Origin of the sequence: Arthrobacter glacialis, from assembly GCF_002909415.1 — a bacterium.
Lineage (GTDB): Bacteria > Actinomycetota > Actinomycetes > Actinomycetales > Micrococcaceae > Specibacter > Specibacter glacialis.
In genome coordinates this window covers 256,634-269,324 of the sequence record NZ_PPXB01000006.1, presented here as the reverse complement: position 1 = coordinate 269,324, position 12,691 = coordinate 256,634, and the positions used below count along the sequence as shown (strand labels likewise).

Sequence of the window (12,691 nt, the reverse complement as noted above, 5' to 3'; positions counted from 1 at the left end):
TTTCAGCGCGAGTTCCTGGACCACGCACGACGGTGCATCAAAGTCGCTGGCAAAAGCCGTGCCAAGATCGAATGTCACCGCCAGGACCCGCTGGGCGAACAAGGTGCCGTCATGGGGCGCATGCAGGGGCGGCAGACTGGCTACCTGCAGGAGATTCCTGCGAGCCGCGCAGGATCAGTTCAGGCGTTGCCCAAGGTGCACAGTCACCAGCGCGCCGGTGCCCGAGGACGTCAGGGTGGCTTGGAAGGGTGTAGCCGCCTCCAAGGTGCCGTCCTTGCTGATGGGGCCGTGAAAGTGAAGGCCAGGGTCGGCGGAGGTGACACAGGCGGAGATAAAGTCCAGATCCGATCGCGCGAAGATGTCTGTGGTCCCGGCAAGAACGCCTTCGGGTCGGGCCCATTGTGTAGTGGCCCGCCGGGCCACTACGGCTTCGGGAGTTCAGCCTTGTGAAGGTCGTACTCATAGCGCGCTGCCATGATGCCCCGCATGTGCTCCTTGGTCCAGTCCTCCAACGCTTTCATGGGCAATTGCAGCGTGGTGCCAGAGTCAGTGAGCTCATATTCCACCCGGGGCGGGATCTGGGCGTACATGGTGCGCGTAACGAGCCCGTCGCGTTCCAAGTTGCGCAGGGTCTGGGTGAGCATCTTCTGGGAGACGCCGTCCACGCGTTCGGCAAGTTCCGAGAACCGCATCGGTCCTGCGGCGAGGGCACCAACCACAAGCACCGTCCAACGGTCCCCAACCCTGTCCAGCACCTGCCGGGACGGGCAGTTGCGGTCATAGGGGTCCCACTCTAAAACGGTCATATTCTTCTCCTTGGCATTCCCGGTCTCCTGAGTATATCAACGCGCCTAACTCTCCTTTGGTATGCTACTCTCTTTTAGTAACCATTGACCAGTCGGGTCAGTACGCTCACTCAGCAAGGAGAATGCATCATGGCAAAAGTCAAAGTCTTGGGTGGAACCGGATATGCGGGAAGCAACATTGTTCGAGTGGCGGTGGAGCGCGGCCATGAGGTGACTTCCTACAGCCGAAACCTTCCCGCCGACGCCGTGAAGGGGGCCAACTACGTGACCGGATCCGTCTTTGATCCCGACTTCTTGGCCCAAGTGGTGGCCGACGCCGATGTGGTGGTTGAAACGCTGTCGCCGCGCGGAGATCTTGAAGGCAAGCTGGAAGGTGTGGTTGCAGAACTCAGCGTGCTCGCCCAAGACGCAGGCGTGCGCCTTGGTGTGGTGGGAGGGGCCGGGTCGTTGCTGGTTGCCCCCGGCGGCCCTAAGCTCATGGATGGCGATTTCCCGGTCGAGTTCCTGGCTGAGGCCACCACCGGCGAGGCCCTGCTAGAGGCGCTGCGGGTCAGTGCGGGAGAGCTGGATTGGTTCTACGTGAGCCCCGCCGCGGCATTTGGCGCCTGGGTCCCGGGCGAGGCAACGGGAACATTCCGTATTGGCGGAGACGTTCTCCTGGTTGACGCCGACGGAAATTCGAACATCTCCGGGGCCGACCTTGCGGCAGCTCTGGTGGATGAAATCGAGAGCCCTGCGCACCGCCGCCAGCGCTTTACCGTGGCGTACTAGAGCGAGTCCGCCTTGATCAGGGGCCCGGCTGGGGAAACTCGGCCGGGCGCCTTTGCTTGTGGCTGGCATGCGCTGCTTCAGCCACAGCTGGACTAGGTGCCGCGTTCAGTGGTTCCCACCAGGGTTCGCGGTGTCCGGTCGGCATGGATGGGGCGAATCCAGGAGACATTCCCCGTGGTCGGCAACGCGCCACAATTGCTGCAGGCCTCACCGCTGGAGCTCTGCGTCCCGGCGGAAGCACTGCTGCCAGCCGAGCGCGCCCGACGCCATCGGCGTCGCCGTGGGCCGGTGGCGCGCCCTGGTGGCTACCCTCCGGTCGGTTCCGGCAGGCCCAGGAGCGCATTTTCGACGAGCTCGCTCAGCGCCGGATGAATCCAGTACTGCCCGCGCGCCACCGAATGGGCGCTCTGGCCAAACGACATGGCGTGGATGAGTGGCTGAATGATCGTTGCCGCTTCCGGGCCAATGATGTGGGCGCCGAGCAACTGGCCGGTGACTGGATCGGCCAGCACCTTCAGGAAATGGTCGGTGTCTTCCCGGGCCCACCCCGCGGCTATGTCCGCGTACCTCTGGGTGTTCACGGCATAGGGAATCCCCTGACTGCCGGCCTGCTCCTCGGTCAGCCCCACGGAGGCAATTTGCGGATCGGCGAAGACCGCGGCCGGAATGAAGCGGTGGTCGGCCGCCATCATGGACCCGGGATGGGTCAGGTTGTGCTGGACCACCCGCGCCTCATGGTTGGCAACATGCTTGAGCTGATGGGCGCTGGACACGTCCCCCAAGGCGAAGATCCCCTCCGCACTGGTGCGCTGATACTCATCAACCACCACCCGCCCGGCGTCGTCCACGGCAATGCCGGCGCCCTCCGCGCCCAGACTATCGGCGTTTGATTGCCGGCCAGTGGCGATGAGCAGCAGCTCGGCAGTGACGGTTCGGTGTCCATGCGGGCCCTTGACCTCAAGAACGACGCCGGACCCGCCCGCCGTGACCTGTTCAACACTCGCCTCGAGCAGCACCTCATAGCGGGCCGCGGCTTCCTGGGTGAACTGTTCGGAGACGTCACGGTCCTGGTTGCGTAACAAGGCCGGACCCCGGGCAATTTGCGTGACGGCCACCCCGAACGAGGAGAAGACGTGGGCGAACTCGGCCGCGATGAAGCCGCCTCCCACTATCGCGATGCTGGCGGGAAGTGCGTCGATCCGCATGATGGTGTCGGAGGTGTGGACAGTGACCCCGGGGTCGAGCAAGCCCTCAATGTCAGGCACCACGGCACGGGATCCTGCCGCCAGCACAAACTTCTCCGCCGTGATCACTTCGGTGCCGCCGTCGTGCAGGGAAACGCTCAGGTGTTTGGGGGCAGTGAACCGGCCATGGCCGGCAAAAACACTCACATTGGCACAGTCGGGACCCTCACGGTAAGCCCTGCCTGCGGCCTCAATCGCATCGATGCGGGCAAAAATCCTGTCCCGGATTCCCTTCCAATCCACGGCGTTGAGTTGCGCGTCGATGCCCAATGCCCGGCCATGCCGTGCGGCGTCGGCAAGTTCTGCGGGATGGACAAACATTTTGGTGGGAATGCAGCCAACGTTCAGGCACGTTCCACCAAAGAGGTTGTCCTCAACGATGGCTATGCGCAGGTGGCTCAGCTCGGGGCCGGGAATGGAGTTCCCGGAGCCCGTGCCGATGATGACAAGGTCAAAATGCGCCATGAGTTCAGTCCTTGGAGGTGGTTTGTTCGCGGGTGGTTCTGCCCTTGCGGCGATGCTTGCGCAGCGTCACGACGGCGGCCACGGCGGCCGCGGCGCCGGCCAGCCACAGCAGGGCCTTCTTTTCCGGGTTAGTGGCGGGCTCTTCAAATTCAGAGTCCGGAGCGAACTTTTCACGGAGTTCCTTGCCTTCGGTGACCAGTAGGAGCTCTTTCTCCTGCTTTTTCAGGCTGGCACTAATCTCGCGGGGCGGCAGCTGGATTTGGGCTTCGGCCTTGATGCCAGACTGGAGCTGCCTGCCGCGTTCAAGTTCGGCATCCACTTGGGCCCCCAGGAGCAGCGCGAGATTCAGGATCCACAGCCACAGCAGCAGCACTATGACACCGGCAATGGTGCCGTAGGTTTTGTCGTATTTTGCAAAGTTCCCCAGGTAGAGGCTAAACCCGGCCGATGCCAGCACGGCGGAAAGGAGCGCCACGGTGGCGCCCACGCTGATCCAGCGGAACTTGGGCTGCTGCACGTTGGGCGTGTAGTAGTAAAGGATGGCGATGAGCGCAATGGTGAGCAGTCCAACCACGGGCCATTTGGCTGTGTCCCATATGGTCACGGCGGTATCGCCCACACCAATGGCATCCCCCAGCACCTTGGCAATGGGTCCGGAGACGACCAGCAGCAGGGCAATGGCAGCCACCAGTAGCACGGAAGCAAGTGTCACCAGCAGCAGTGCCGGGCGGAGCTTCCATACTGGACGGCCCTCATCGGTGCCGTAAATCCGGTTCATGGACCGGCTGAAGGCCCCCACGTAGCCCGACGCGGACCATAGTGCTGTGAGCAGGCCCAGGACAAAGGTCCACCCTGCTGCCCGGGAGCTTGCCAGCTGCTCTATGGGGTCCTGGATGGTCTTCACTATTTCCGTGCCGCCGAGCTGGCTCACCAAGTCCAGCAGCACCTTGGTGGTTTGTTCGGCCTGGCCCACCAGCCCCACGATGGAAACAAGTGCCAGGATCGCCGGGAACAGCGACAGTACTCCGTAGTAGGTCAGTGATGCGGCCATGTCAGTGCAGCCGTCGGCGCTGAACTTGGTCAGGGAGCGTTTTGCTATGTACTTCCACGACTGTTTTTTTAGTTCGTTGAAGCCCTGTAGTTTGCGCGCGTCGTCTGGATCCGGGGCTGCCACCTGCCCTGTCGCGGAGCCGGTGCTTTCGGGGGACTTCTCTTGCGAGTTCATACCAGATCACACTACCGCTTTGGTGGGGTGTTCATCCTTGAAGAAGTGCCAGGGCCGTGTCCACTGTTGCCAGCGCCTGGGCATTGTCTATTCGAGCCAGTGTCATGGCTGCAATAACCAATGAGGTGAGCACTGTTGCCAGTTGCTGACGGGCGTTCTCCTCAAGGCTGGGCTGGTGGGCTGCGATGCCACGAACCAAGGCGGCATTGAGCTCGTGCCGGTAGCCCGCAATGGCGTGGCTTACGGCGGACTCATTGGCGATGGGAGCGCCGGCAGCGTTCAGGAGCAGGCAGCCATTTCCGGCCGACAGCGAATCGCGCCGGGCAAGGGCGGCACGCAGGCCGGTGAAGTATTCGCTGAGTGCGCCCGGGGCGACGGGTTGGGCGTTGAGGGGGCGCAGCCGCGGCTCAATAATCTCGGCGAGGTAGCTCGTGATGGCGGCGTCAAAGAGACCGCGCTTGCTGCCGAAGGCGTGGTAGATGCTGGAGCGGCTCAGTCCTGTGGCACGCTCAAGGTCGGGGAGGGAGGCATCCTCGTAGCCATGTTCCCAGAACACCGTGCGCGCGGCGCGAATTGCTTCGTCAGTGTCGAAGGCCTGTGTGCGTCCCATCGGACCCCTCATTTTGTGAACCGTTCGGTCCAATATATAGTGGACCAGTCATTACATAATATGCCACGTTGATGCTCCGCGGGAACGCGCGGCGCCAGTTGGCAGTCGTTGCTCGTCAAAAGTCTCCACATGAAAGGTCACCTCGTGATCACTTCCATCAGTACACAAATTCAACTGGCTGCCCGTCCCGTGGGATGGCCGCGCCCCAACGACTTCGCGACCGTGCAGATTGAATTGGGAGAACTGGCCCCAGGCCAGATTCGCGTGGTCAATGAGTTCATCTCCGTTGACCCCTACATGCGTGGCCGCATGAGCGCAGCCAAGAGCTACTCGGCGCCCTTTGGCTTGGGTGAAACCATGACAGGTGGTGCCATTGGCCGCGTTGTGGAGTCGGCCAGTGACGCATTCCCTGTGGGTTCCGTGGTACTCCACCAGTTCGGGTGGCGTGATGTTGTGCAAGAAGATGCCGCCGGATTCAAGGTCGTCCCGGAAATTCCTGGCGCGCCCCTGTCGCTGTATCTTGGGATACTGGGCATGACCGGGCTCACCGGCTACGTTGGCTTGACCGCCGTTGCCAACATGGTGCCCGGCGACACCGTGTTCATTTCCGGTGCCGCCGGTGCGGTTGGCACGGCCGCTGGCCAAATAGCACGCCTCCTGGGTGCTGGCCGGGTCATCGGTTCTGCCGGCACTGATGAAAAGGTGGCCCTGCTCACCGAAAAGTATGGCTACGATGCTGCGTTCAACTACAAGAGCGGCCCCGTCCGCGAGCAGTTGGCAGCGGCTGCCCCCGAGGGAATCGACGTCTTCTTTGACAATGTGGGCGGCGGGCATTTGGAAGCCGCCCTTGACGTGTTCAACCCAGGTGGCAGGGCCGCGCTGTGCGGGGCCATTGCCGGGTATAACTCAACTGAGCGCAAGGTGGGGCCGGACAACATGGTTAACATGATTACCCGCGGACTATCACTCAAGGGTTTCACCTTGGGCAGCTACCTTGACCTGGCGCCGGAATTCAATGAACACATGACCGCATGGTTCACGGCCGGCAAGATCGCCTACGACGAAACGGTTGTTGACGGCATTGGGAATGCTGTTGACGCGCTCCTGAGCATGATGCAGGGTGCGAACACGGGCAAAATGGTGGTCCGGACAGCAGTCATGGCGGATGTGATCCGCTAAGCCGGGTGGCGGGTGGCTGGCCCGGGGACACCTGCGGCAACATCGGAGTTTTCCCAGCGGATGAGCAGGTCAGAAGCTACACTGACGGAAATGCTGGCTGGATCCTTGCCAGCTATGGCTGAAATGCCGATGGGACAAGTGATCCGGCTGATGTCGCGTTCATCGTAGCCCTCATCTTTGAGCTTCTTGCTAAAGCGCAACCATTTGCTGCGGGACCCGATGAGTCCAAGGTAGAAGACCTCGGCCCGCAGCGCGGCCTCACAGACCATGAGATCTTCGGAGTGGTCATGCGTGAGGACAAGCACCGTAGCCCCCGGAGGAAGATCCGGCACGACAACTTCGGGTGCTGGTTCGTGGCGGACAGTGATGGTTGCCAGCCCCATCATGAGGGGCCGGATGCGGCCGGGAGTGAGAGCCTCCGGGCGTGAATCGACAAGGACCAGGTTCAGCGGCTGCCGGGCGAGAATATGGGCTATTTCGTAGCCAACATGCCCGATCCCAAAAATCGCTACTGTCCGTCTCGGGTTGAGTACCTCAAGCAAGACATTGACTTCTCCGCCACAACATTGCACACCGTGAGCGTTGGCAGCCTTGTCGTTGAGCGTAAAGGTCATGAGTTCGGATGTGCCGTTGCCTGCCTTTATCAGTTCCCGTGCACGATCTATGACGCTGGCCTCGAAATTGCCGCCACCGATGGTGCCCCACAGCTCATCCAAGGAGATGACCAATTTGGCCCCAGGATTGCGGGGCGAATGGCCGCGCACCTGGGCGAGCGTGGCGATAACGCCCGTCTCGTTTCGCTCGCGCAGGCTCACCGCCGCTTCCAGCCAATCCATGATGACCCCTAAGGCCTCACCGTGACAGGCCGAAGCCTCGCCGCGCTGAGGGCGTTCTCTTCAAACGAGGTGCCGGCAGCCTTGCATGATTCCTGGATGGCCCAAAAGACGGCCTCCGGCGTGGCTGGGGATGCCAGTTCAACGCTGTGGTGTGCCGGTCCGAACGAACTGATCGCATCACGAAGTGCTTCACGGGCACTGAACGCCAGCATGAGCGGGGGTTCACCCACCGCCTTGGACCCATAGACGGCACCCTCTTCTTCGGCATGCTCCATCAGATGCACGTTGAACAATTCCGGCATCTCGGAGAAGCTCGGAAGTTTGTAGGTGCTTGCCGATTGAGTCAGCAGCCGCCCTCGATGGGGGCCGTTGCTTTCGTCCCAACGCAGGTCCTCCAAGGTAAGCCAACCCACCCCTTGTACGTAGCCGCCTTCGATTTGGCCAACATCAATGATCGGGGACAGGGAATCTCCGGCGTCGTGGACAATGTCCACCCGGCGTGTGCTGTAGGTCCCGGTGAATCCGTCCACTTCCATCTCCGTGACTGACACGCCGCCGGCAAAGTATTTGAAGGGCTCGCCTTGCATGAGCTCGGGATTCCAATGCAGGCCCCCGGTCCTGTAGTAGCCGGCGGCCCACAGCTGCACACGCTGCAGATAGGCCTGCATGACAACCTCGGCAAAGGTAAAACTCTGATCCGTGACCCCCAAACCTGTAACCAGGCCACCGGAGAAGCGCACATCTTGCGCGGGGACGCCGAGCATGGCACCGGCGACGACGGCGATGCGCCCAAGGATTTGTTCACAGGCGTTTTTGACCGCGCCGCCGTTGAGATCAGTTCCCGAACTGGCGGCGGTTGCTGAGGTGTTGGGAACCTTATCGGTGCGGGTGGGTGCCAGCCGTACACCGGAAAGCGGTATGCCAAGGCTGGTCGCAGCAATCTGCAGCATCTTGGTGTGCAGTCCCTGACCCATCTCGGTGCCTCCGTGGCTGATCAGCACCGAGCCATCCTTGTACACATGCACCAGGGCGCCGGCCTGGTTGAGCGCCACAAGATTGAAGGAAATGCCAAACTTCACGGGCGTGATCGCCAGGCCCCGCCTGCGGCCAGGATGGGCCGCATTGAACGCATTAACCTCGCGACGGCGTTCGGCAAAGTTGCTTCGCTCTAGTGCCTCCTGCCACATTGTTGTGACCCGTTCGGCGTGCCGTACGGGCATCCCATAGGGTGTGCTGTCGCCGTCACGATAGAAATTCCTGCGCCGCAATTCCTCCGGAGCCAGACCTAGAAGTGGTGCGCTGCGCCCCAGAATGTCCTCAATCATCAGCATTCCCTGCGGTCCGCCAAAGCCGCGGAAAGCTGTCTGAGAGGTCTTGTTGGTCTTGGCCACCCGGCCATCGAGATGCACATGGGGGATGAAATAGTTGTTGTCGACATGGCACAGTGCCCGTGCCAGGACCGCTTCTGACAAATCCAGGCACCAGCCGCCGTCGGCCGTCAGCAGGGCCTTGAGGGCCAACAGTTTTCCTTCCGAGGAGAATCCTGCCTCCCATGAGGTGTGAAACCCGTGTCTCTTGCCCGTCATGGTCATATCAAGGGTGCGGTTGAGGCGGACACGGACAGGTCTGCCGGTGAGCAGGGTGCCAATCGAGGCAATGGCGGCAAATCCGTGGGACTGCATTTCCTTCCCGCCAAAACCGCCACCCATGCGCAAGCTCTGCACAGTAATCTCGTTGCTTGCCCGGCCCAGCACGTGCGCAATAGTTGCTTGGGCTTCAGAGGGGTGCTGGGTACTGCTTTGTACGAAGATTTGGCCGCCTTCATCGACAGTTGCCAATGCTGCCTGGGTTTCTAAATAGAAATGTTCCTGCCCGGAGAATTCCGTCACACCGGACATGACCCTGTCGGCGGTTGCCAGTGCCGCATCCGCATCTCCGCGGCTGATTGTTCTTTTCATCCCTTGGAAGGACTGTGCTTGGATCGCTTCCGCAACTGAGATGAGGGAGGGGAGGGGGAGGTAGTCGACGACGACTGCGGCGGCGCCCGCTCGCGCAGCGTTTTGGTCTTCACCGAGTACCCACGCTAGTGCGTGACCGTAGTACATGGCTTCGGAGGGGAACAGGGGTTCGTCGTGTTTGATTCCGCAGTCGTTGATGCCAGGAACGTCCTGTGCAGTGAGCACGCGGATGACGCCGGGGATTGCCAACGCAGCAGTGGTGTCCATGGAGCGGACCAGGGCATGTGCATGGGGTGATTGAACAGGCCAAGCGGTGAGCGCTCCAGCTGTGCGCTGGGCTAGATCATCGGTGTAGAGGGCCTGTCCGCTCACGTGCAAGCGGGCGCTCTCATGGGGCACGGATGCACCGACAGCGGGAGCGGCTGACCGGCGTGAAAGATGGCTCATGGTGTGGCCTCCATGATCAGATTGTTCTCTGTATACAGCTTGATGAGGGCGCTTGAAAGCATGATCGAGCGGTAGCTGGAGCTGGCGCGGTGGTCACTCATTGGCGTCCCTTCGGCGCCCAGGGCAGCGGCAGCACCCTTGATGGTGTCCCGGTTCCAGGGTTGGCCTGTGAGCATCTTTTCGGTGGCGTAGGCGCGCAGCGGAGTGGCAGCGACACCGCCCAGTCCAATGCGAGCTTTAGTGATCACCTCGTCATCAATGTGCAGGCTGAACGCGACAGCCACGCTGGAGATGTCATCGAAGCGGCGTTTGGTGATCTTGTGGAAAGCACTCAGATTCGACAGCGGCAAGGGGATGCGGACTGACTTGATCAGTTCGCCCGGTTCCTTGACCGTTGTCCGGTAGCCGGTGAAGTAATCCGCAAGGGGAAGGACTCTTTGCCTCTCCGCCGAGGTAAGAACAATCTGGGCTTCGAGAGCGAGCAAGGCCGGCGGGCTGTCTCCGATGGGGGAGCCTGTCCCGAGGTTGCCGCCAAGTGTTGCCCGGTTGCGAATGAGGCGGGATGCAAACTGGGGGATGAGCTGGGCGAGCAGGGGAATCCTGCCGTCGAGTACGCGCTCAATTTCTGAAAGTGGCGTTGCCGCGCCAATCTCTATTTCGGTGTCGGTGAGCAGAATTGAGTCCAGCTCTGGGATGCGGTCGACGGCGATTACCATCGGTGCCCGACGCGCCCGCAGGTTGACTTCGACGCCCCAATCGGTGCTTCCAGCGATGAGGATTGCCGTAGGGTTTTCGGCCAGCAACGTGGTGGCTTGTTGCAAGGTGGTGGCGCGAACGAACTGGCCGTCGGATCTTTTGAGATCAGTTGCGCGGTACCCGGGGGCAGGTTCATCGCGGCGCCGGGCCCATGCATCATCGGTGGGGGCTCCCAACGAATAGGCAGCATCTCGGATGGGGCGGTACCCGGTGCATCGGCAGAGATTGCCGCTGAGGGAATGAAGGTCGAACCCATTGGGGCCGCGCTCGCCGGGAGTGGGCTGCTGCGTATCCTGGGCCAGTGGCGTCCTGTCCCGACGATAAAACTCAGACGCCATGCCGCACACGAATCCGGGGGTGCAGTATCCGCACTGGGACCCTCCGCCGGAGGCCAGCGCCTCCTGGACTGGATGCATTTGCTCTGGCGATCCCAACCCTTCGGAGGTGACCATCTCCTGGCCGTCGAGTGAGGCCATCGGGATGAGGCAGGAGTTGACCGCCGTCCAGCTTGTTGCGCCATCCCGGTCGGTCTGGGCGAGCAGGATCGCACAAGCGCCACATTCGCCTTCGCCACAACCCTCCTTGGCTGCTGTCAGCCGGTTGTTGCGCAGCCATTCAAGGGCTGTTGTATGCGAGGCTCCCGGGCCGAAGGAGCGCCCCGCACCGTTGACGATGAACGCTGGCTCGGTGCCCAAGACGTTTTCGGGTGTATTCATTGTGGTGCCCCGGCTTCTTCGTCGTCGTAGATAGCGCTGGCTGGGTTATGTGAGGGTCTAGTTCTGCGGCATGGATAATTCCTGACAGTACTACAGGCTTTCGTTGGCATACAGGGGTGGAAGAAGGAAATGGGGCGTGGCGGGTGCGGCGGGCACCAGTTTTCATGACCTCGACAAGCAATGCCCTGCGCATCGGCCCGATGTTAGTGTCTTGTCAAGATCAATTTGCTGCAGTGTCGTTTGCCAAGGGCGCCTTGGCAACGCCTATTTCTTGTACTTGCAAAGGAAGTGCCCCATGGAGCAACTGCAATCGCCTGCTTATTACCTTGCAAAAGCGGTGAAACTGGCCACGGAAAATGTGCGCAACAATGGCGGGCCATTTGGTGCCATCGTGGTCACGGCGGATGGCCGTGAGTTTGAAGGGTTGAATCGTGTGACAGCGAACCTTGATCCCACAGCCCACGCAGAAGTCACGGCAATCCGCAACGCATGCCAGGGCGTGGGGGATTTCGACCTGACAGGCGCCACCCTGTACACAAGTTGCGAACCTTGCCCCATGTGTTTGGCCTCTTCGCTGTGGGCGAGAATAGGCCACGTCTACTTCGCCGCCGACCGCCATGATGCCGCAGCCGCCGGCTTCGATGACGCACTCTTTTACGAATACTTTGAGCCCAGCAGCGACCGCAGGCTCATGCCGGTGGCCAAAGTGTCCCCTGGGAGGGGAGTCGCTGTGGACCCCTTTGATGCCTGGCGCGGCTATCACGGCAGGACGGCCTACTAGTCCCCAACTCCTCCCCAACCTCGTTCCTCGGTTGGGGCCCCTCGGAGTTGTGGGCCCACCCACGCCCGGAACCGCTATTTCCAGGCTCGGGCGGGCTGTGTTTCTTTGCTCAAGGCTGCTGCCGGGGCGCCCTGGACGACGCGGAGGTCAACTCGGCGTGCCCCGCACGGGGCTGGGCACACCATGTACAGGACGCGCCCTTCGCTGGTGGTGTGTGCCGACTCAACCGTCCACGTGTGCTCATGGTGTGAGTGTTGACTGGGGGATGTTTGCTGCTCGGCAGCGATGGTGAATGTCATACGGCCCACTATGCTGTAATGGTCTTATGCAACTCAACCCTTACGGTGAATACGCTGTTTTGCTCGCCGCCTCGCTGGCCAATGATTTTCCCTCGGACAGGACAGGCATCTTGGCACGAGTGCGGGAGTTTGGCATGACCATGGATTTCACGCCCGGGCAGCAGGACCATCTGTTGGTTCGCCGGGTGATCGAGGGCTGGGTGGCAGTTGTTGATGCGCCCAGCCGCGAGGAGCGGGCTGCCCTGCTCAACGCCCAGATGGCGGCCGCGGCCGCCTATCCAAGACTCACTGACCACAATGGTGAGGGCTGGCACCTGCACTACAGGGATGAAAATCAGACACTGGCCCACGTGTTGCGTGCTGTCATCAGCGTGGGCACCGCGCTGCATCTGACCACACGGGGCATGACTCGGCTGGGCAGGTGCGCCGCCGGCACAACGCCGGGGGATCCATGCTCCGCAGTGGTGGTGGATGTGACGCGCAACGGCCGCCAGCAATACTGCTCAGTGCGGTGCGCCAACCGGGCAGCAGTCCGTCGCCACCGTGCACGGACGGGAAGCACTTTGAGTGGCCGTGCCGGATAACCTGCCGCTGTCAA

Annotated in this window: 13 protein-coding genes; 4 read left to right on the top strand and 9 right to left on the bottom strand. The window is 61.7% G+C overall.

The window, feature by feature from the left end; translation table 11 throughout:
• Positions 1-174: 174 nt before the first annotated feature.
• Positions 175-423, bottom strand: coding sequence for a hypothetical protein (locus CVS28_RS09815; protein WP_103465438.1), 249 nt, complete (start codon positions 421-423; stop codon positions 175-177).
• Positions 423-806: a winged helix-turn-helix transcriptional regulator gene (locus CVS28_RS09810; RefSeq protein ID WP_103465439.1), complete on the bottom strand. Its 384-nt coding sequence runs from the start codon at positions 804-806 to the stop codon at positions 423-425. Before CVS28_RS09810 ends, CVS28_RS09815 begins: the two co-directional genes overlap by 1 nt.
• Positions 807-935: 129 nt before the next feature.
• Here CVS28_RS09810 and CVS28_RS09805 point away from each other — a divergent pair, with 129 nt between their 5' ends.
• Positions 936-1,577 carry an NAD(P)-dependent oxidoreductase gene (locus CVS28_RS09805; protein ID WP_103481394.1) on the top strand — a complete coding sequence of 214 codons (642 nt, stop codon included), beginning with the start codon at positions 936-938 and terminating at the stop codon, positions 1,575-1,577.
• 305 nt (positions 1,578-1,882) lie between these two features.
• On the opposite strand, the gene CVS28_RS09800 is transcribed toward CVS28_RS09805, so the two are convergent.
• The 3 genes from CVS28_RS09800 to CVS28_RS09790 are packed head-to-tail and all read right to left on the bottom strand — an operon-like array spanning position 1,883 to position 5,121.
• On the bottom strand, positions 1,883-3,286 hold the full coding sequence (locus CVS28_RS09800; protein WP_103481393.1) for a mycothione reductase: 1,404 nt from the start codon (positions 3,284-3,286) through the stop codon (positions 1,883-1,885).
• A 4-nt stretch (positions 3,287-3,290) separates the two neighbouring features.
• Positions 3,291-4,511 carry a YihY/virulence factor BrkB family protein gene (locus CVS28_RS09795; protein ID WP_103465442.1) on the bottom strand — a complete coding sequence of 407 codons (1,221 nt, stop codon included), beginning with the start codon at positions 4,509-4,511 and terminating at the stop codon, positions 3,291-3,293.
• Between the two features lie 31 nt (positions 4,512-4,542).
• The gene (locus CVS28_RS09790) at positions 4,543-5,121 is read right to left on the bottom strand and encodes a TetR/AcrR family transcriptional regulator (RefSeq protein ID WP_103465443.1); all 579 of its coding nucleotides are present in this window, start codon (positions 5,119-5,121) and stop codon (positions 4,543-4,545) included.
• A gap of 129 nt (positions 5,122-5,250) precedes the next feature.
• Between CVS28_RS09790 and CVS28_RS09785 the strand changes: the two genes are divergently transcribed.
• Positions 5,251-6,300 carry an NADP-dependent oxidoreductase gene (locus CVS28_RS09785; RefSeq protein ID WP_243399804.1) on the top strand — a complete coding sequence of 350 codons (1,050 nt, stop codon included), beginning with the start codon at positions 5,251-5,253 and terminating at the stop codon, positions 6,298-6,300.
• Here the strand turns inward: CVS28_RS09785 and xdhC are convergent.
• The 3 genes from xdhC to CVS28_RS09770 are packed head-to-tail and all read right to left on the bottom strand — an operon-like array spanning position 6,297 to position 11,013.
• Positions 6,297-7,136, bottom strand: a complete 840-nt coding sequence (gene xdhC, locus CVS28_RS09780) for a xanthine dehydrogenase accessory protein XdhC (RefSeq protein ID WP_103481391.1) — start codon at positions 7,134-7,136, stop codon at positions 6,297-6,299. The genes CVS28_RS09785 and xdhC overlap by 4 nt on opposite strands.
• A gap of 8 nt (positions 7,137-7,144) precedes the next feature.
• Complete coding sequence (gene xdhB / locus CVS28_RS09775) at positions 7,145-9,541, bottom strand: xanthine dehydrogenase molybdopterin binding subunit (RefSeq protein ID WP_103481390.1); 2,397 nt, start codon at positions 9,539-9,541, stop codon at positions 7,145-7,147.
• The gene (locus CVS28_RS09770) at positions 9,538-11,013 is read right to left on the bottom strand and encodes a xanthine dehydrogenase small subunit (protein WP_103481389.1); all 1,476 of its coding nucleotides are present in this window, start codon (positions 11,011-11,013) and stop codon (positions 9,538-9,540) included. Before CVS28_RS09770 ends, xdhB begins: the two co-directional genes overlap by 4 nt.
• Before the next feature lie 295 nt (positions 11,014-11,308).
• Here CVS28_RS09770 and CVS28_RS09765 point away from each other — a divergent pair, with 295 nt between their 5' ends.
• Positions 11,309-11,794, top strand: coding sequence for a nucleoside deaminase (locus CVS28_RS09765; protein ID WP_103481388.1), 486 nt, complete (start codon positions 11,309-11,311; stop codon positions 11,792-11,794).
• 74 nt (positions 11,795-11,868) lie between these two features.
• Here the strand turns inward: CVS28_RS09765 and CVS28_RS09760 are convergent, their stop codons facing one another.
• Complete coding sequence (locus CVS28_RS09760) at positions 11,869-12,093, bottom strand: hypothetical protein (RefSeq protein WP_103465449.1); 225 nt, start codon at positions 12,091-12,093, stop codon at positions 11,869-11,871.
• 26 nt (positions 12,094-12,119) lie between these two features.
• Between CVS28_RS09760 and CVS28_RS09755 the strand changes: the two genes are divergently transcribed.
• A complete protein-coding gene (locus tag CVS28_RS09755) occupies positions 12,120-12,677 on the top strand; it encodes a CGNR zinc finger domain-containing protein (protein ID WP_103481387.1) in 558 nt (185 codons plus the stop codon).
• Positions 12,678-12,691 lie beyond the last annotated feature (14 nt).